The 19469-nt window shown below is 56.5% G+C and carries 9 protein-coding genes and 5 pseudogenes; 6 read left to right on the top strand and 8 right to left on the bottom strand.

Features of this window, described 5'->3' with window-relative positions; genetic code table 11:
* Positions 1 to 43: 43 nt before the first annotated feature.
* Positions 44 to 565: an NUDIX domain-containing protein gene (locus tag OZX57_RS06050; protein WP_277161810.1), complete on the bottom strand. Its 522-nt coding sequence runs from the start codon at positions 563 to 565 to the stop codon at positions 44 to 46.
* A gap of 10 nt (positions 566 to 575) precedes the next feature.
* A pseudogene (locus tag OZX57_RS06045) lies at positions 576 to 2173 on the bottom strand (aminopeptidase P family protein).
* 266 nt (positions 2174 to 2439) lie between these two features.
* On the opposite strand from OZX57_RS06045, the gene OZX57_RS06040 reads away from it, so the two are divergent.
* Positions 2440 to 4056: a folylpolyglutamate synthase/dihydrofolate synthase family protein gene (locus OZX57_RS06040; protein WP_277161809.1), complete on the top strand. Its 1617-nt coding sequence runs from the start codon at positions 2440 to 2442 to the stop codon at positions 4054 to 4056.
* 128 nt (positions 4057 to 4184) lie between these two features.
* A pseudogene (locus OZX57_RS06035) lies at positions 4185 to 7981 on the top strand (AAA family ATPase).
* A gap of 46 nt (positions 7982 to 8027) precedes the next feature.
* Here OZX57_RS06035 and OZX57_RS06030 read toward each other — a convergent pair.
* On the bottom strand, positions 8028 to 9185 hold the full coding sequence (locus OZX57_RS06030; protein ID WP_277161808.1) for a sugar diacid recognition domain-containing protein: 1158 nt from the start codon (positions 9183 to 9185) through the stop codon (positions 8028 to 8030).
* Between the two features lie 224 nt (positions 9186 to 9409).
* Between OZX57_RS06030 and OZX57_RS06025 the strand changes: the two genes are divergently transcribed.
* Positions 9410 to 10711, top strand: coding sequence for an SLC13 family permease (locus OZX57_RS06025; RefSeq protein ID WP_277161807.1), 1302 nt, complete (start codon positions 9410 to 9412; stop codon positions 10709 to 10711).
* Between the two features lie 46 nt (positions 10712 to 10757).
* Positions 10758 to 11925: pseudogene (locus OZX57_RS06020) on the top strand (glycerate kinase).
* 159 nt (positions 11926 to 12084) lie between these two features.
* On the opposite strand, the gene OZX57_RS06015 reads toward OZX57_RS06020, so the two are convergent.
* From OZX57_RS06015 to OZX57_RS05995, 5 genes and pseudogenes are all read right to left on the bottom strand, one after another.
* Entirely contained in the window at positions 12085 to 12816 is a 732-nt protein-coding gene (locus tag OZX57_RS06015) for an amino acid racemase (RefSeq protein ID WP_277161806.1), read from the bottom strand.
* Between the two features lie 217 nt (positions 12817 to 13033).
* Positions 13034 to 14323 (bottom strand): ATP-grasp domain-containing protein, encoded by a 1290-nt coding sequence (locus OZX57_RS06010; protein ID WP_277161805.1) that lies wholly within the window; start codon positions 14321 to 14323, stop codon positions 13034 to 13036.
* Positions 14239 to 15336, bottom strand: coding sequence for a GNAT family N-acetyltransferase (locus tag OZX57_RS06005; RefSeq protein ID WP_277161804.1), 1098 nt, complete (start codon positions 15334 to 15336; stop codon positions 14239 to 14241). Before OZX57_RS06005 ends, OZX57_RS06010 begins: the two co-directional genes overlap by 85 nt.
* A 104-nt stretch (positions 15337 to 15440) precedes the next feature.
* A pseudogene (locus OZX57_RS06000) lies at positions 15441 to 16987 on the bottom strand (UDP-N-acetylmuramoyl-L-alanyl-D-glutamate--2,6-diaminopimelate ligase).
* A 167-nt stretch (positions 16988 to 17154) separates the two neighbouring features.
* On the bottom strand, positions 17155 to 17916 hold the full coding sequence (locus OZX57_RS05995) for an exonuclease domain-containing protein (RefSeq protein ID WP_277161803.1): 762 nt from the start codon (positions 17914 to 17916) through the stop codon (positions 17155 to 17157).
* A gap of 285 nt (positions 17917 to 18201) precedes the next feature.
* Between OZX57_RS05995 and OZX57_RS05990 the strand changes: the two are divergent.
* Together OZX57_RS05990 and OZX57_RS05985 are read left to right on the top strand one after the other, a co-directional pair.
* Positions 18202 to 18917 (top strand): annotated as a pseudogene (locus OZX57_RS05990) (sigma-70 family RNA polymerase sigma factor).
* Positions 18901 to 19311: a hypothetical protein gene (locus OZX57_RS05985; protein WP_277161802.1), complete on the top strand. Its 411-nt coding sequence runs from the start codon at positions 18901 to 18903 to the stop codon at positions 19309 to 19311. Before OZX57_RS05990 ends, OZX57_RS05985 begins: the two are co-directional and overlap by 17 nt.
* Positions 19312 to 19469: the final 158 nt, after the last annotated feature.

The following is a 19469-nucleotide window of genomic DNA, read 5'->3' as shown; positions in this document are numbered from 1 at the left end:
GTGCCCAGTTGTTCTCATTGGAGGCACGATATCGGCTTTTAGGTCAGTGGAGTTGCCCGTCGCTCACGAACAAGGCGTGTACGTCGCCAGCGGCCTTATTGCGTTGGTATGCATCAAAGATTTTCAGGCGTTCGATGGTGCTTTTGGCAAGCGGTTGGGGAAGGTTGTCGCGCGAGAACCAGCCGACTTTGAGACTTTCGTCGTCGCCGACGAACGGGTCAGCATTGCCGCCCGGCTTGAGTCGGCACAGGAATGAATGGTCCATATACTGCGTGCGGTCGCCATTGGCATAGGTGATGATTTCCGAAGAAGAGGTCACCGCAACCAAATCGGTGACTTCGGCATCGATGCCCGTCTCCTCTTTGATTTCGCGCACTACAGTGTCACCCGGTTGCTCGCCGGGTTCGTTGATGCCATACACCATCGCCCATTCGCCGGTATCGGCTCGCTGTCCAAGCAGAATCCGCCCTTCGGCATCTTCGACGAGTCCGGTGACCCCGTTGAGCCAGAGCAGATCATGCCCGATTTTCTCGCGCAGCTCGACAATGAACGATGGTGTAGTCATCTGGTCCTCTTTACTTATTCGCCGCCGCGCGCTGGGCCATCCAGTCTTCAACGTCGTCGATTTGCTTCGGGATGTCCTTGGAAATCCATTCCGGGCCGTTTTCAGTCATCAGCACGTCATCTTCGATGCGCACGCCGATGCCGCGCATTTCCGGCGGAACCATGAGATCGTTCTTGGCGAAGTAGAGCCCTGGTTCGATGGTGAAGATCATGCCTGGCGTGATCTTCGCGCCCTGATAGGACTCGTAACGCGCCTGCGCGCAGTCGTGCACATCGAGGCCGAGATGATGGGCCACGCCGCAGGCAATCCAACGACGGTGCTGCTGGCCGTCGGGGAGAGCGATTCCTCGACGTCGACCTTCAAGATGCCCCATTCGTGCAGGCGCTCGGCGATGACGCGCATGCAGGCGTGATGGATGTCGGAGTAGGTGGCGCCCGGTTTGGCCGCCTCGAACCCGGCCTGCTGGCTGTCAAGTACCGCCTGATAGATCTTCTTCTGCAGCGGCGTGAACTTGCCGTCCACCGGGAAGGTGCGGGTGATGTCGGCGGTGTAGAGGCTTTCGACTTCGATGCCGGCGTCGATCAGCACCAGCTCTCCGTGGCCGACGACACCGGTGTTGCGCATCCAGTGCAGAATCGGTGCGTGTTCGCCGGAAGCCACGATGGTGCTGTATCCCACGCTGTTGCCTTCCTCGCGCGAGACCGAGGTAAACGCGCCCTCCAACATGCGCTCGCTGCGAGGCTTGCCGACAGCCTGCGGGATGCGGGAGAGAATGCGGTCGAAACCGTCCTTGGTCGCGGCCACTGCCTTGCGCATTTCACCGATTTCATAGGAATCCTTGATCATGCGTGCGGTCGAGGCAAACTCCTGCAACTCGTTGTCGGCCTTCTCGTTGGTATCCGAATCGGGGAACCCGTTGGCCTCGCGTATGCTTTCGACCTCGGCGGTCATCTGCGGGTCGGCCTGACGCACCACGCGCATACGCACCGCTCCGGCTTCGGTACCGACGTCCTTGCCCAAAGCGTCGGGCAACTGGGCGATGTCGTGCGTGGGAATGCCGGTCATCGCGGACAGCTCCTTGACGCCGGCTCGCGGCCCGACCCAGTATTCGCCGTACTGCGCGTTGGCATAGTAATCCACGGTGCTGTTGTCGGCGCGCGGGGCGACGAAAAGCTCAGGGGCGTGCGTCTTGCCGGCCTTGGCTTCGTCGGAATCGGGGTCAAGCGGGTTCAGCACGAGTACAGCACCCGCCTCGTAGTCCTGACCGAGGCCGGTATAATACGAAAACTCGGTGTTGGGGCGGAACGCATAGTCATCGTCGTTGTTTCGGTTCTTATAATTGCCTGCCGGGATGACGATGCGCTCGCCCGGGAAGCGCTTACCCAGCGCCTCAAGGCGGGCGGGCGTGAACTTGCTGGATTCCAGCGGCTCGATGTCCGGCTCCTGGTTGTCCCAGCCCGTTTTCATGAAGTTCTGGAATGCCTTGGACATATTCGGCCGCAGCGTGCGGTTGTTGGTCCGATCCTCCATGGGCTGCTCGGCCCCAGGTGCCGCTGCCAGTTCCTGTGCCTCGTATTTCTTGTCGTTTGGCGTAATCACGTCAGCCATACATGCTCCATTCGATGAATCTGTTGCTTCTCATCCTAATAATCCAGTGTGACTCCTCTCGGCGCAACTGGAGTTCGTTACTCAAGTCGAAATAATCGGTTCATGTCGCGGAAGTTGCCGTTAGCGGTTATCCCTCTCACGCGTTCGCGGTGGCTGCCAGGACGGAACATGTTGGTCTGTTCGTCGTTCGGCGTAGCGCTTTTCGAGGCTGTTTCATAGAATAGGTATGTCTATTTTTCAAGGGATTCAAGCCAAAACGAGGTCTTATGTCATTCGAGCATCCGAAAACCAACGGGGTCACCATTCGCGACGTCGAGCGCGAGATCATGAGTCGGCGTACCAGCCACGAGGAACTGGGCCACGACCTCGAGGTCATGGATCTGATGCTTGACCTGCTCGGACATCCGGAAGACACGTTCCGCATCATCCACATCACCGGCACCAATGGCAAGGGTTCCACCGCCCGCATGGCCGAGGCCATCTGCCGCGCCTATGGCATGCGTACTGGTCTTTACACCTCACCTCACCTGGAGAAAATCAACGAACGTATCGCCGTGGATGGCCAGCAGCTTTCCGACGACGATTTCATCGACACATGGATGCAGATCAAGGATTTCGTCGCGCTGGTCGACCACAAGATGGAGTCTGACGGCAAGGCGCCGATGAGCTATTTCGAGATTCTGACTGCCATGGCCGTCTGGAAGTTCGCCGACGCACCCGTCGACGTCGCGATTTTCGAAGTAGGCATGGGCGGCAAGTGGGATGCCACCAACGCGCTCAACGGCGATGCCGCCGTCATCGGTCCGGTGGATATGGATCACATGCAGTGGCTGGGGGACACGGTCGAACAGATCGCCACCGAGAAGGCCGGCATCATCAAGCACGAGTCCACCGCCATCATCGGCGTGCAGCCGCACGAGATGGAAGTCATGCCGATTTTGGAAGAGGCGGCCGTCAAAGAACATGCCACACTCGTCCGCGACGGCGAGGAGATGGAGGTCGTCTCCAGGCAGCCTGCGGTCGGCGGCCAGCTGGTCACGTTCCGTACGCCCAACGGCACCTACGAGGACATTCCAGTCGCCAAGTTCGGCGAGCATCAGGCGCACAACGCCTTGGCGGCGCTCGCGGCGGCCGAGACGGTCATTCCCGTTTCCGGGCAGCTCACGCAGGATGTTGTGGCTGAGGCACTGGGCGGGGTGAAGATTCCCGGCCGCATCGAGCAGGTGCGCACCTCGCCGACCATCATCGTCGACGGTGGCCACAATGTCAACGCCGCCGAATCGCTGCGCGCGGCCCTCGAGGAGAACTATAGCTTCAAGCAGTTGGTCGGCGTAGTCGCGATGATGAAGGACAAGCAGGTCGAAGAATATCTTGGCACGCTTGAGCCGATGCTGAGCCACATCATCGTCACCGAGAATTCGTGGCGAGACCGCGTGATGCCCGCCGAAGACCTTGAGAAGATCGCCGTCGGCGTGTTCGGTCGTGATCGTGTCACCCGTATCGACGATCTTCCCGATGCCATTCAGGAGGCCGTCAATATGGTCGATGCTGACGATGAGTTGGGCGTCGGCTACGGCCACGGTGTGCTCATCTGCGGCAGCTTCGTCACTGCAGGCGACGCCCGTACGCTCCTGAAAGAGAAAAAGAACCCGGAACTGGCGTTGCCCAAGGCCCAGCGCGTGTCTGACAAGTCAACGGAAGACAAGAATGAGGCCGATTCCGACAACGTGAAAGACGAGGACGAGGACATTGTCTCCGAGGTCTTCGGCGATGCGTTCGGTGATTTTGGAGTCAAGCAGGTTCCGTTCGAAGGCGAGCCCGAGCCGGGCGACACCGCTGAGCAGCTCCGTCGTAAGCAGAACGGTGATGAAGACAGGGGCTGAAACCGTATAACTTCAGCGGTCTGGGACGATTTGTTGGGTTGCCCCAGACGGTATGATGGCTAAGGAAAACGGAAGCGTCGTGCAATGGCGCTCAAGGGCAAACGGGAAGAGCAGAGGAAGCATCGTCCATGTATTTGAAGGAACTGACGCTCAAGGGATTCAAGTCCTTTGCCTCTGCAACCACTCTGCGTTTTGAGCCGGGCATCACGGCCGTCGTTGGCCCGAACGGTTCCGGCAAATCCAACATCGTCGATGCGCTGACCTGGGTGATGGGTGAGCAGGGCGCCAAGAACCTGCGCGGCACCTCGATGGAAGACGTAATCTTCGCCGGCACTTCCTCGCGTCCGCCGTTGGGGCGTGCTCAGGTGAGTCTCACCATTGACAACACCGATGGTACGCTCGACATCGACTACACGGAAGTCACCATTAGCCGTACCATCTACCGCAACGGCGGCTCCGAATACGCCATCAACGGCTCGCCCTGCCGTCTGCTCGACATTCAGGAGCTTCTGAGCGACACCGGCTTGGGCCAGCAGATGCACGTCATTGTCGGTCAGGGTAGGCTTGACGAGATTCTCAAAGCCGACCCCGCCGGCCACCGTGCGTTCATCGAAGAGGCTGCCGGCATTCTCAAGCATCGCAAGCGCAAGGAACGTGCGATACGTAAGCTCAAGAACACCGAGGCAAACCTTGCTCGCACCGACGATCTGCTCCACGAGATTCGGCGGCAGCTGGGTCCATTAGGTCGACAGGCCAAGATTTCGCGCCGTGCGGCGAGTATCCAGATTTCCTTGCGTGACGCGCAATCGAGAATCTTTGCCGAAGATGCGCAGAAATCCTTGAAAGCCGTGCCAAGCTGCGCAATGAGTTGGGGGATGTGCGGCGAGAGCTGGAAACCGGTCAACGTGAACTGGCGAAAGTCAAGGTGCATATCGAGCAGGTCGAGGCGCTGAGTTCCGAATCCAGCCCGGCCATGGCCAAGATCAACGACACGTGGCATGAGCTTTCGAGTATCGAGGAACGGTTCCGCTCGCTGGCCTCGCTGGCCGACGAACGTGCACGTTCTCTTGCCGGTCAGATGATTACGAACTTCGGTGAGGATCCGGATATTCTCGAATCTCGTGCCAAAGAACTCGACGAACAGGCCGAGGCGCAGAAAAAGGCCGTTTCCGACATGCGTATCGCTTATGACAAAGCGACCGAGGCGCGCGCCGGCAATGAAAAGCAGCTCGCTGCGGCACGTCAGACTTTGACAGAGCTGCGCAAGGTGGCGCAGGAACATACCTCGAAGGTCACCAATCTGCGTGAACTCAAGACGCGTGAGGAATCTGCCATCGAACTGGCGCAAAGTCGTGCCAAGGATTTCAATGGGCAGCGTGAATCCATCGCCAAGCAATGTGATGATGTCACCGCTCAACGCAATGCCCTTGAAAGGGAAATGCAGAATACCAACGAGGAAGACAGTGCTTCCGAGCTTGAAGCGGCGAAAACTGAGATGCAGCAGCGTCAGGAGGAGCTTGACGCCTTGCAGGAACAACTGCGGGCCGCAAATGCCAGGGTAACGGCGCTGAAGGCGAAGGCCGATGCGCTGAACGAGACGTTGGAAAGTCGCAACGCCTCTGGTGAGCTGGAACAGGACGATGCCGTTGCTGCATTGGGCAGGCTTGCAGACTTCATTCATGTCGAAGATGGCTGGGAAGAAGCCGTTGCACATGCGCTCGATCAGTTCGCCAGCGCCATCGTGGTGCCGGGCAAGTCAAACATGGTGGAAGCGTTGCGTAAAGCCAGCGAAGGCAAGCTGGGGCAGGCGGTGGTACTGCATCCGCTTGAAGGCGGAAGTGCTGATGACGCGGAAATTGAAAAATCCGACGGAAAAGACGACCAATATCCGATTCGTTGCGCTTCGACTCTGGTAAGTGCCAATAATTCCGCGAAAGATGCTGATTTCGCGGCCAATGTCGTGCGTGCTGTTCGTCTGTTGTTGGACGACGTAGCGGCTGTGCTCGATATGAACACAGCGTTGGAAGCCGTGGAGGGGGAGCAGAAGCGCTTTAACCAAGCTGTCACGAAATCCGGCGAGGTCGTCAACGCTGTTGGCGCTATCGGCGGTTCCTCGCGTTCGCAAAGTGATTTGTCATTGGCTGCAAGACGTGACAAGGCTGCGGCAGAAGCCAAACAACTGGAGAGTGAAACGGCTGTGATTCAGCCGAAAATTGAAGCTGCGAAGGAAGCCCGCAACAAGGCTAGACTGGAAGTTGACCGCCAATCGCAGCAGCGTATTCAGGCCAAGGTGAGGGCCGATCAGGCGCGTAAAAATCTTAAGAATGTCGAAGAACGGGTCAAACAGCTGACACGGCAGCTGAACGGGCTTGATGAGAAAATCAAGCAGACGGACGACGACCGACAGACCCACCAGCTCAAGCTTGAGGATTTGAGTCAGGCGCTGGAAGCCGCTGAACATTCAGATGCCGAAAATGAAGATTTCGACGATCTGGACAAACGTGTCCACGAGCTCGAAACCACCCTTGACAAGGCGCGTGAACAGGAAGTCTCGGCCAAGATTGTCTGGAATGACGCCAATCGCAAGGCCGATTCGTTGGTTCGTCAGGCCGGGCTGCTCCATGACCAGGCCAGTGATGCCGTGGCAAGGCGTGCGAAGATGAGGGCGCTCAATGAAAAGCGTGAGCGCCAGCAGGCCCACGATCGGCGGATTGCTGCAGATGCGAGGGGCATGGCTGCGTTGGTCGCCACTGAGCTCAAGACCGTGGTGGCCAAACGTGATGAGCTTTCCAAAGCGGCATCGAGCCATGATGCCGAACTGAAGCAGTTGCGTGCGCAACGTGATGAGGCCGAGCCTAAGGTTGCCGCTTTGCAGCAGCGTGAACACGAGTTGGACGTGAACCGTGAACGTTTGGCCGCGCAATATGGGCAGATTGAGCAGAAGGTTTCGGACACGCTGGGCATGGGCCTTGAAGCGTTGGTCAACGAATATGGCCCCGACAAGCTGATTCCGGTGCTCGACGACGAAGGCCATCCGATTCCGCTTGAAAACAGTGGCGTCATTGATGGTTCTGGTGCTGAAAATGGCGAATCGACGTCGGCTTCAGCTGATGGCACCGATAACCTCGACGCAGTAGATAGTGCAGAGCATGTTTCCGGCGTTGAAGTTCCTCACCACGCAGATGAAGATACGTCTGAAAACGATGATCAGGATGATTCACGCGAGAACGCACCAATCGATGCCGACCATTACCAGATGGTTCCATTCGTTCGTGCGGAGCAGGAGAAGCGCTTGCAGAAGGCCGAACGTGACCTCAAGGCGTTGGGCAAGATCAATCCGCTGGCGGCCGAGGAATTCGACGCGCTCGAGACGCGCAACCAGTACCTGAACGATCAGCGCAATGATGTCGCCAAGAGCCGTGACGACCTGCTGAAGCTCATCAAGGACCTCGACCACACGATGATCGAAGTGTTCAAGAACGCTTTCGACGACACGGCGGCAGCCTTTGAAAAGGTCTTCGCCACGTTGTTCCCGGGCGGTAAAGGCCGTCTGCGTTTGGAGAACCCGGACGATTTGCTCACCACGGGCGTCATCGTCGAGGCGAGCCCCGCAGGCAAGCGCGTGAAGCAGTTGAGCCTGCTTTCCGGCGGCGAACGCAGCCTCACGGCGCTGGCGCTGCTCTTCGCCATCTTCACCGCGCGTCCCAGCCCGTTCTATGTGATGGACGAGGTTGAGGCCGCGCTTGATGACATCAACCTGACTCGTCTGATCAACGCGTTCAATGACCTGCGCCAGCACGCCCAGCTCATCATCATCACCCATCAGCAGCGCACGATGGCCATCGCCGATGCTCTCTACGGCGTGACGATGCGTTCCGATGGCGTCACGGCTGTGGTGAGCCAGAAGCTTGAGCACGATAGCTGATTCATCTGCCGTGAAATTCCTGATAGACAATAATGCTGTTCGATTGTCAATCGTCAGTTGCAGCGTCGTTATTTGACTTTTCTGAGATGAAATTCAAATAGTCGTTCATGATAAACGCCATGCTCAACGTCGTGTAATCATTGAGATCTCGGGGATTGTATCCGGTGCGTTCAGCGAGCTTGTTCAGCCGGTTCTGCAAGGTGTTTTTGTGGATGTAGAGTGATTGCGCCGCGCGGGTGATGCTGCCATTGTAGGCGGTATAAGCGTCGAAAGCCTCGCGGAATTCCTTGATTTCGCTCTCGCTGAGTGATCCCAACAGGGCATTCGTGAAACGTCGAATGAGGTTGATGGGAGTGGACGTGACAATGAGCCCGATGCGTAGGTCCTTGTAGTCTCCGATGCCTTTACCTGTAGTGAAGGTGTGCCACTCGGCGGTTTGATGGGCTTGCTGGTAGCTTAGATGATATTGATCGACATCCGATGCGGGCAAGCCGATACCAAGGGTGAACTGTATTCCGGTCTCTGCTTTGAGTTCGTTCAGGCATTGGCTCAATCTGGGTTTCCAATGTTGTCCATCGCTGATATTGACCAGAAGGGTGAAGCCCTGAGCTGTTATGCAGAACAGATTGTTAGTATCATCTCCGAAATTCGAATCAAGTATTTTCTGCACTTTGTCGCGCGGAGGAATCCTTTTCAACGGATATGGCATGCGCCCGACAACCGCTTGCCGTGGCAGGTCGAGATCGACGTTGAGTGCGGATGAGAGATAGGCGGTGAACCCCACGTCATGTCGGGGGAGAATAAGCGTGTTGATGAGGTTCTGCATAAGCATGGCACGGTTGAAATTGAAATTTTGCTCCAGGTTCTCGCGGATGAGTATTTCGGTCATTTTCTTGACGGTGCCGCCAAGGGGCTTGACTTCATTGGGATTGCCTGTCACTCCGACCACGGCCACCACCGAATCGTTGAATAGGACGGGCATGTTGATGCCTTTTCGTGCGCCCTCGTATTCGTGATTGCTGTGAACGACGTTCGTCTGTTTGGTGATGATCGCTTCTCTCGCGCCGGCATGGGTTGTTCCTATTCTGGATGTATCGGTGCTGGCGATGATGACCCCATCGGTGTTGAAAAAGTTGATTTCGTGTTGGGTCACATCTTTCAAACTGCTGACTATGGTGGTGGCGATAGCCGGATCTATTTCCATGGATGACCTCTTTGCCAAAATAAAGAATTTGTTACCCAGAACAATTACTCAGAGAGCAAGACATGCAAGAACAAGTCTTGGGGATATGGAAACAGCGAGCGGATCGGACAACAATACAGTATGTAAATGTGATGTATCTCATATTTACGTAATGACACTGTTGGTCATAACTGGAAGCCGAGGAAGGCTGTCAGGCGACTTGGCTTGAAAAGGAGAAATAAGTCATGAATAGCTCTCTTGCATGGTGGGCGGCGCTTATTGGTCTTGCGTTGGCCATCATTCTTATTCTGGCGAAGCTGAATACCACGTATTCGCTTTTACTTGGTGCGATTGTCGGTTGCATCATCGGTGGGGCCTCGTTGCCGAAAACGGTCACCATCATCGTCGGCGGCACACAGAGCGTGATGGGTACCGTGGTGCGTGTCATCGCCGCCGGTGTGCTGGCCGGCGTGATGATGGAATCCGGGGCTGCCGATCGAATAGCCCGAACCATCGTCGATAAACTCGGCGAAAAACTGGCGATCTTCTCTCTGGCGCTCGCCACAATGATTATCTGCGCCGTTGGCGTCTTCATTCCGGTTGCCGTCCTCATCGTCGCCCCGATCGCCCTTGAAGTGGGTTCAAGGCTCAAGATTTCGAAGCTCGCGCTTCTGGTCGCTCTTTCCGGTGGCGGCAAGGCCGGCAACATCATGTCGCCTAACCCCAACACCATTGCGGTTGCTTCAGGGTTCAAGGTCCAGGCTTCGTCCGTCATGATTCAGAGTTTCATCCCTGCGCTGTGTGGACTGGCCATGGCGGTGTTGTTGGCTACGCTCGTCCAGCACAAGGGCGCCATGCCTACTGCTGCGGATATCGACTCAGGCACGGACGGCGACAAGAAGGACGAGAAGGAACTGCCTTCCATTGGCCGTGCGCTCGTCGCTCCGGTGGTGGCTGTGGTGCTGCTGCTCATCAATCCGATCGGTTCCATGCTTCACATCAAGCTTCTGGAAAGCTTCCAGGTCGATGCCATGTACATTCTGCCGATTGCCGCAATCCTCGGACTTCTGGCCATGGGCAAGGGCAAGAAGATTCTCTCCTACACCACCGCAGGCCTCAACCGCATGATCGATGTGGTCATGATTCTTATCGGTGCGGGCGCTCTGAGCGGCCTGATCTCCAACTCGAATCTGCCCCAGCAAATCGTCAGCCTCATCAACCACATGGGTGTTCCTGGCTCGCTGCTCGCACCTATCGCAGGCATTCTGATGGCTGCGGCCACAGCTTCCACCTCCACCGGCGTCATCCTTGGCAGCAATTCGTTCGGCAGCTCCATCCTCGCTTTCGGCACCTCTCCGGTCGCGGCCGCGGTGACGATGCAGGCGGGTGCCACCGTCATCGATGCGTTGCCTCATGGCAATTACTTCCACGTCACTGCCAAGTCGATGAACATGACTCTTGGCGAGCGTATGGGCGTGCTGCCGTTCGAGGTGTTGGTCGGCCTGACGATGACGGTTGTGGCAACTTTGATGTACATCGTGTTCTGATCGTTGATCATAGTGATTCGAAATTCGAAGGTTAGGAGATGAGCAAATGACAGCTCGACATGGCGCAAACGAAGAAACAAAGGTATTGATAGCGCCGGATTCGTTCAAAGGCAGCCTCACCGCAAAGCAAGTGGCCGATGCCATCGAGGCTGGCGTTCTGAAGGCCGTTCCCCATGCCAAGTGCGTAAAAGTGCCCATGGCCGATGGTGGCGAGGGCACGGTGCAGTCTTTGGTTGATGCGACAAACGGCAAGATTGTCACGGTAAAAGTCACCGGTCCGCTCGGTACCCCTGTCGATGCGGCCTACGGTCTGTTGGGAGATGGCAAAACCGCCGTCATCGAGATGGCTGCGGCCAGTGGCATCCAGTTTGTTGATGACCATACCAAGAACCCTCTGATCACCACGACTCGTGGCACGGGTGAGTTGATTGTCAATGCGCTCGAGCGTGGTATCAGCGACATCATCGTCGGTTTGGGCGGCAGCGCCACCAACGATGGAGGCTCTGGTATGGCCCGTGCTCTTGGCGTCCGTTTCCTTGATGGTCAGGGCAATCCGCTTCCGGAAGGGGGCCTTGCGCTGAAGGATTTGGCCACTATCGATGTTTCGGATCTTGACCCGAGACTCGATGGGGTGTCCATCACCCTGGCTTCGGACGTCACCAATCCATTGACGGGTGCCACTGGCGCATCCGCGGTGTTCGGACCGCAAAAGGGCGCTACGCCGGAAATGGTCAAACAGCTCGATGCGAGTTTGGAACATTATGCCGGACTCATCGATCGTCAGCTTGGCCGTGATATTGCCGATACGCCTGGAGCGGGTGCTGCCGGCGGTTTGGGCGCAGGATTCCTCGCGTTCACCGACGCACATATGCGTTCGGGCGTCCAGACGGTTGTGGGGGCTACAGGGCTTAAAGCCAAAGCCCGTGGTGCCGACTACTGCTTCACCGGCGAAGGCGGCATCGATTTTCAGACGCAATACGGCAAGACACCGATGGGTACCGCGCAGGCGGTGAAAGAGGTTGCACCTGATGCCAAGGTCATCGCCTTGGCCGGCAATGTCGGCGACGGGGTTGAGGTGCTGTACGGCCTTGGTATCGATGCCATTTTCGGTGTGCTGCCTGGTGTCTGCACGCTTCCAGAGGCGATTCGTGAGGAGAGCGCTGAAAAAAAACATCAACCGTACGGCAGAGAACGTCATGCGTCTGTTGGTCTGAAGCGAAGTCCGCTGATATGGCGTTCCAAAGCTGCAAGCGGTAAGCCGGTTTCGTTTTGACCGTTTGCAATCTCGGATCGGCAGTCCGGAGTTGTTGTGGGGCCTGCGTAAAACCTATGTTTACGCAGGCCCCACAACGTGTTATAAAGCTGGAATGAATTTATTGCCTTAGCGCTTTTGCGCGTGCGACCGTGTCTTCGGCGAGGATGGTCTGGGCGTCGATGATGGGCAGATCGGGCAGCGGGAAGGTCTCGTTCAAGACGGAGAGCTCGGTGCAGCCGAGGACCACGATGTCGCAGCGATAACGAGCCGAGGAGGACTTGTCAAGGAAGGTGTCGATGACGTAGCGGTAGCGTTCGAGACTCAGCGGGCCGCCGCTTTTCACATCGTCGTAGATGAGTGAATCAATGCGCTTCTGCAGCTCGTCGTCGGGCTCGATGAACGTGTAACCGGCGGCTTCGATCTCGCGCTGGTACAGGCCGGAATGACGTGAGCCCTCGGTGCCCATGAAACCTACGCGCGGGTGCGTGGAAACGGGCAGGGTGGCCTTCATGCGCTCCACGGCGCCGGTCAGCATATTGAGAATCGGCACGTCAGTGAGTTCTTGGAAGCGTGGCAGCATGAAATGCGCGGTGTTGCAGGGAATTGTGATGAAGCTGGCACCGATGGATGTGGCCTTTTCGATGTCGTCGGCGATGACAGGGTAGGGGTCATCGGTACTGTTGCCGAGCATGAAATCGGTGCGGTCGGGCACGGAAGCGTCGTTGAAAACCACGTAGTCGAGGAAATCCTGATCGTTGGTGGCGTCGCTCATCTTGTCAATGAGCCGGATATACGATTCGGTCGCCAAAGTGCCCATGCCGCCGATGACGGCGAAAAACGGTCGTTTCATAGCTCTCCCAGCCAACAGATACGGTATCCGCTCGAAACGGAATATAACGATGCTCCCGACTTATAGTACCAGCGTCAGGTGCCTTATGCGTTTGAACATGGTTGCGTGTTTAGAGAGACGCGCTTCTTACGCGATCTGCTACTTCCTGCTTTTAGCAGTGAGTAGCAGATCATCAAGTTTATTTCGTATTCCGAAAATAGATATCGGAAGTTCAGTCTTAGCTCCGTTTCGGTGCATACTGCTTGAAATCACGAGAGATATGCAGCTGCCAGCGCCACAATTGAAGCGTGCGCTTCAGGTTGCGGTCGGCTGGATTGAAGCAGGAACGGCTCCACTTTCCTTCGCTAATGAGTCTCAGTGCATCGTCTTTGAGCTGCCCGGCGGGAGCGTACTTCTTGAGCACTCGCTTGGGAATTTCCATCCAAAGGTGTTCGCTGAAACATAACGACGGTTCGGCGTGGTGGTTCATCACCAGATCTTCGGCAATCCAGCTGGCCAGGTTGAAACCGGCCTGAGTGACGTAATCGCTGCTCCCGCCCGGCCTCGGGTTGATCTCGAAGAAGCGGTAGCTGCCGTCGCGCGGGTCACGCTTGATATCGAAGTTCACGTAGCCGGTGTAGCCGAGTTCGTCGATGAGGCGCTTGCATTGCTCGTACACGGTTTTGTTGCCTTCGGAGATGATGGCGGCGTAGTTGCCGATGCGGTTGGGTGCGTATTCCTCCATGACGGGCCGTCCCATGCACATCATGGCCACGCTGCCGTCACTGTTGACGTACGCGTTAAGCGTGCGCATGCCGGTGTCGTCGCCGGGAATGAACTCCTGGATGATGAGGTCGCCGCGGTATCCGTTGGTGTAGATGTCGTGCGCCACTTGGTTGAGCTCGCTGGCATCGCCGATGGTGTAGGCCTTCTTACGGCCAGGGAAATCGATGCTCAAATACGAAACGCTGTCCGCTGCCTTGAGCTCCAGCGGAAAAGCGGAAGGCTGCGGAACCTTTTGACCAGCTTCAAAATCAGCAAAGGAATACACCGCGGTCAGGGGAGTATTGACGTTTGTGGTCTCGCAAAGTTTCCAGAACGAAACCTTGTCGACGGCGCGTTCCAGCGTTGGCCCGTCGATGGTCGAGGTGAGGTAGTCCTTGCGGATTTCGTCACGATGTTCGGCAAGCAACGCCGCGGAAGTGTCGCCGCAGGCGATGATAAGCAGTTGGCGGTTGGGATTCTGGGCCTTCAGCTCCGTGGCAAGCCTATGCAGTTCGGGAACAAAATGCTCGTCTTCGGTCAAGTCCGCAATGATACGGATATCGACGATGGAAGAGTTCCGGCATTGAATCAGTGCGGCGGGCCCCACGGCCAGTGATTTAACGCCGTAAGTCTGGTAAAACCCGCAGGCCAGTCCGTAGGCGTTGGCCCCGGTGCCAATCAAAACCGGCAGGAACTCAGTCTGCTGGTTTCGTGTCGAGGCGGGGTTTTCAACGCCGCTAGTGACGTTTGTATTGTTTGCCATGTTATGCAATCCTTTGCAGGTTTACAGCCTGTTCCTAAGCTTTTTGCGGCCTTAAGTGCCTTATAGAAGGTCTTCTTGATCGGTACGTCACGTGCCGGAGCCACCGGTGTGATGTCCTCGGTGAACTTGCACTTGAACTCGTTCAAACCCGTGAGGCTTGGCGCGAAGTCGTTGCCGATACCCATCAGATCATAGTCGGTGATGCCCTGCGAGCCGAGGATGCAGCATTCCTGATAGAGCAGTTTGTCGGTGACGTGCAGGCGCATCACGTCGTTTCGCATCGCGGCATAATAGCGTACGGCGCGCGTGCCGTTGACGGTGACAATGGACCAGGCCACCACACGATTGTCGATACGGGCGGCGAAGACGCGGCAGTGCTCAGCTCCCAGCGCTTCGATCATGTCCGAATAATCGGTGATAGGGGCAGGGGTGAAGCCGTCGCGCTTGCCGGTTTCTACCATCACATCGTAATATTCGTGGAAGTCGGCGATGGCCTGTTTCGTTTCGTCGGCCACGTCGGCCGGGCATTCGCGTAGTGCCTTGCGTACGTCGCGGCGTCCGCGCTTTTTCATGCGGCTGATGATGGCGTCATCGCCGCCGGTGACGTCGATGATAACGGTTTGATTGTATGGAATGGTGGAAAGCACCGGCGTGGTGCCGTCGGTGTACCAAGTGTCAATGCGGAGGAAAACGACCTTCTTATCGACCCGTTTCACCTCGGCAACAATGGCATCGATGGTCTCGCGTTCCAGCGCTTCGTCCGGTTTGGTAATCCAGGCCGGTCCATGAACCGCACGCAGATAGTGATAGCCATGCGTTTCCATATCGATGAACCCAATGAACGCCAAGGTTTTGCCGTCCTGCAGAATCCGATACGAGCCCCACGGCGTGCGCCCGGGGATATCCGCCTGGAAGTTGGCCCAAATGCCGGTTTGCTCAATCGGCAGCGTGATGCCGGCTTCGGCTGCGGCCTGTTCCAGCTGGGGGTATTCGATTTTTTCTAAGCTGATCATGCTTTCCTTTGTCGTTTCGCTTTCACCGTACTAACGTTCAAGTTTACGTCTACGAATGTAATCGAATCCGGTATATCGTCTATCTGTTTTCGCCGTTGCTTCGATTACGAGAACAATCTGGTGACGATATGCGTATCGCCTTCGTAGGGGGCGTGCTTGCCGTCGACCTTGATCCACTGCTCCTCGCCTTTGCCGACGACCAGAATGACGTCGAACCCATCATGGGCCTGCGCCTCGGCGATGGCGGTTTCGACGGCCTGCTGGCGGTCGACGATGATGCTCGATTGCACATCAGGGTCGTTGACGGCGGATTGCATCGTCTCGCAGATGTCTTCCGCTCGTTCCTTGTCCGGGTCGTCGCTTGTGATGATGATGCGGTCGACGCGATGTTGCGCGGCATCGATGATCTCTTGTCTGCGGTCAACCGCTTTGCCGCCTGCAGAGCCGCTGACCAGAGTAATACGCGGTTTGTTCGAGCCGTAGCGTTCCATGGTGAAATCGATCAGTGCAGAGACACTGGCGAAATTGTGGGCGTAATCGACGATGGCGATGTTCGGCCCGTGCGAGTCCTTGAACCGTTCCATACGTCCGGAGATACGAACGTTTTCCAGGGCGTGTGAGATCTTTTCGTCGCCCAGATCCACGCCGGCGAGCCGTGCGATGGTCAGCGCCGCTGCGGCATTGGCGTAGTTGAAATCGCCGTCCATGCGGAGCTTGTAGGTATTGGCTGTGCTGGCAACCTCAATATGGAATGCCGTGTGATCTTTATCTGCCGGCCATGCGACGGTGTTGGCTTCTGTGCCGCTGTCGCGTTCGTCAGTATGCAACGCAAAGGTCGTGACGGGAACATTGGCGGCCGCGGCGTCCTCGGTAATCAAATCGGCATGGTCGCAGTCGGCTCCTAGAACCAAGGCCTTGCTATTGGCCGTAATCTGTCGCTTGCAATACAGATAATCCTCGAAAGTAGGATGCTCGATAGGGCTGATGTGGTCGGGGAGATGTTCAAAAAAGCCCCGACGTCGAACGTGAGCCCGTAAACGCGGTCGACCTTGTAGGCTTGCGAGGAGACTTCCATCACCAGGTAACGCATCCCGTTGTCAACGGCCTGTCGCATCATCGCGAACGCGTCCATCGATTCCGGTGTGGTCAGTGCCGAGGTGGTGTAGGTGTGTCCGTCGAGGCAATTGTCGACCGATGAGAACAACGCGGCCTTGCCGTCGCTGGAGGCATTGAGGATTGCCTGGACGAAGTAGGCGGTGGTCGTCTTGCCTTTGGTCCCGGTGATGCCGATAACCGTAAGCTCGTCTTGTGGTCGCCTGTAAAACTCTGCAGAAAGCAGACTCATGGCCTTGCGTATGTCATTGACGATGATGCCGATGGCGTCACATTTCGCGCTGAAATCCGTCTCGGCCACGTAAGCCTTGAGCCTGCGTTCGTCGCAGCCGTCAAGATACTCAGCTTTGAAATGGCCCTTGCAGCACAGGAGTGTGCCCTCACGCACTTGCCGCGTGTCATACGTAATGGAGGTAAAGGCGTCTTCGGCGCCGGCGAAGCGGGCCGGATTGCGGGACCATTTCTTGCCTTGGATGATTTCGCGAAGCAGATGGTGCTCGTCGAGCAGTTCAACCGCCGATGCCAATGTCAGAGCCATACCGAACCTTTCTTGCCATAGGTAAGGCTACCGCATGGTGTGGGCGAGGGAAGCCGGAATTGCAACCGTGATTGCAATAATTTGCGATAGCTCCGGCATCTTTTAATGTGCCGTGTTTTGGTTCGCGTTCATGGCTTTGCCACGCTTCGTTTGTGGCGAGGCTTTCGTCACAGCCAAGTATCGGTGACCGGTCGGCGGCCTTTCGATTTCATCCACTCGTTGAACGAGTCTTTCCACTTCTTGTGGGCCTCACGCTGCCAATCCATGAGGTCGGCGAGCTTGAGATTGCCGACCTGCGGATACAGCGTGGACATCGGCTTGATGAGATCGACGGCCGCGGTGGTGTCGGCGGTGGCGTCATGGAAGTCGCCATGCGGTTCGATGCCGTAATATTCGGTGGTGTAGGTCAATGTTCGTTTGCCATGGCGCTTGGAGATTTCACGATCGATGACTAGTGGATCGACGACCAGCAGCTCATCGGGAAGCGGATCGAGGTCCCAGCGCTTGAGATCGCCGGAGAGCATGCGAACATCAAACGGCGCGTTGTAGGCGAGCAGTGGAATGTGTTTGTTTTGCGCTGCGGTGACAATGGCGGCGATGGAGGCGATGGCATCGCCAGGTTCGGCTCCGTTGGCTTCGAGGAACTCATCGGTGAACCCGTTGACACGGCTTGCACCCTCGCTGATGTGTCGGTGAGGGTTAATCATCCATTCCGCTACGACGTCGCCTTCATAGCCTTCTGCCGGGTTGCGGAGTACCAGTGATGCGGAGACGATGGCGTCTTTAGCTCCGGTACCAGTGGTCTCGGTATCGAATCCCAAGAGCCAGGCATCGGAGAGTTTTGTATCGTCCGATTGGGTTGGAGCTTTCGCGATTGCTTCGCTGATCGAAGTGCTGTTGTCCTTATCGAGGTTCTTTGCTGTGTCCATGATTCTATTGTGCGTGTCCATTCCGACATCTGGGCCGTGTCCGTTGAGCCGTCAAAAGCCTTACGGCACAACGTTTATTGCGTGATTGTATAACAATGAGAATGGAGTCTAAAGAATCAAAAGAAAGTATGAGAATCGTCTATTTTAACAGTGTGGATGGTGCGTGTCGGCTGATAGGTGCGTGATGTTTAGAATGGTGATGTGACACAAACCGATGAGGCGCAGCTAGAACACCGCGAAACCGAGACGACCGCGCAGAAGCGCGCACGTTTCGAAAAACTCGCCATGCCTGCAGTTGATGCGTTGTATCGGCAGGCCATGAAATTGACCAATAAGCCCGAGGATGCGCAGGATTTGGTTCAGGATGCCTACGAGCGCGCATTCAAGGCGTTCGACAGCTTCCGCCCCGGCAGCAATTTTGAGGCGTGGATGACCACGATCGAGCGCAATGCCTACTTCAATCAATATGCGAAGGCCAAGCGTCGGCCACAGCGTGCCAACGACTCGACGGGGAGTACGACGACTGGGATATCTATTCCGCTTCCGATCATTCCTCTGAAGGGCTCAAATCCGCCGAACAGGAATATCTGGATGGATTCGCGCCAGCCGAGATCATGCAGGCGTTGGATTCGCTTTCGCCGGAACGCCGGCAGGTGTTCATCGATACCGCCATTGACGGCAAATCGTATAAGCAGGTAGCCAAGGAACAGGGTATCAAGATTGGCACGGTGATGAGCCGGCTTAATCGAGCTCGAGCGCAGTTAAAGGATGAGCTGACCGAGTACGCCCGTCAACGTGGCTATGGCAAAGAGGAATCAGGGAAAACCGCAATGCCCTCGGAATCTGCAGGCTCTGCGAATGCGACAAAAGCCACAAATAACATGAAAAACGGCGATAAGGCGGCGTCTTCACTGTCCGCGAACCCCAAAACGGCCAAAATGAGTAATAATAGTGATTTATCGGCATCACGAAAGGAGAGCAACGATGGACGGACGAACTGAACGCACCAGCCGAGTGGTGGTAACAAGCCAATGCGCCGACGGTGTCAATCGCGCCGACATCGAGATCTCTCGTTATGATTCCAACAATACTGTGGCTGATGAAGAGTGTTTCAACCCGGAATCCTGTTGTGATGCGCGTGAGAAAGCATTGATTGCCGAATTGCGTGAATTGTTGCGTCCGACTTGCGCTCCGCAATGCCTCATTTCAAGCTCCAAGCAACGCTCGATCGTTGCTGCTTGGAGGAATCTTGCGGTGGGGAAATCGCTACCGCATAGTCTTGTGCACAAGCTTAAATCTTGTAGCCACGCTTCAATGCGTGGTTTTTTTATTGGTGTTACTGTGGACGATGCTGAATTCGGCCATATTCGGTTTTCGTGTATATCGTCAGGTTGATGGCATCATTGCTGTCTGTGATTGTTGCAGATGTTTTTCGTGAGCGGTATACAAAAATGCCTCGCAATTGCTGCGAGGCATTCGTTATTTTTGCGTACCTAACGGAACTCAGGCATTTGGCCTTTTGCCGTGGTTGGCCGCCTTTTTGCGGCGTGCCT

It is taken from the genome of Bifidobacterium sp. ESL0682, assembly GCF_029392815.1.
Classification (GTDB): domain Bacteria; phylum Actinomycetota; class Actinomycetes; order Actinomycetales; family Bifidobacteriaceae; genus Bifidobacterium.
Note: the sequence above shows the minus strand (reverse complement) of the source record. Positions and strands in the feature narration are given on the sequence as shown.

Coding starts and splice junctions, on each gene's coding strand:
- OZX57_RS06050 (WP_277161810.1), bottom strand. CDS start 565: ATGACTACACCATCGTTCATTGTCGAGCTGCGCGAGAAAATCGGGCAT.
- OZX57_RS06040 (WP_277161809.1), top strand. CDS start 2,440: ATGTCATTCGAGCATCCGAAAACCAACGGGGTCACCATTCGCGACGTC.
- OZX57_RS06030 (WP_277161808.1), bottom strand. CDS start 9,185: ATGGAAATAGATCCGGCTATCGCCACCACCATAGTCAGCAGTTTGAAA.
- OZX57_RS06025 (WP_277161807.1), top strand. CDS start 9,410: ATGAATAGCTCTCTTGCATGGTGGGCGGCGCTTATTGGTCTTGCGTTG.
- OZX57_RS06015 (WP_277161806.1), bottom strand. CDS start 12,816: ATGAAACGACCGTTTTTCGCCGTCATCGGCGGCATGGGCACTTTGGCG.
- OZX57_RS06010 (WP_277161805.1), bottom strand. CDS start 14,323: ATGGCAAACAATACAAACGTCACTAGCGGCGTTGAAAACCCCGCCTCG.
- OZX57_RS06005 (WP_277161804.1), bottom strand. CDS start 15,336: ATGATCAGCTTAGAAAAAATCGAATACCCCCAGCTGGAACAGGCCGCA.
- OZX57_RS05995 (WP_277161803.1), bottom strand. CDS start 17,916: ATGGACACAGCAAAGAACCTCGATAAGGACAACAGCACTTCGATCAGC.
- OZX57_RS05985 (WP_277161802.1), top strand. CDS start 18,901: ATGGACGGACGAACTGAACGCACCAGCCGAGTGGTGGTAACAAGCCAA.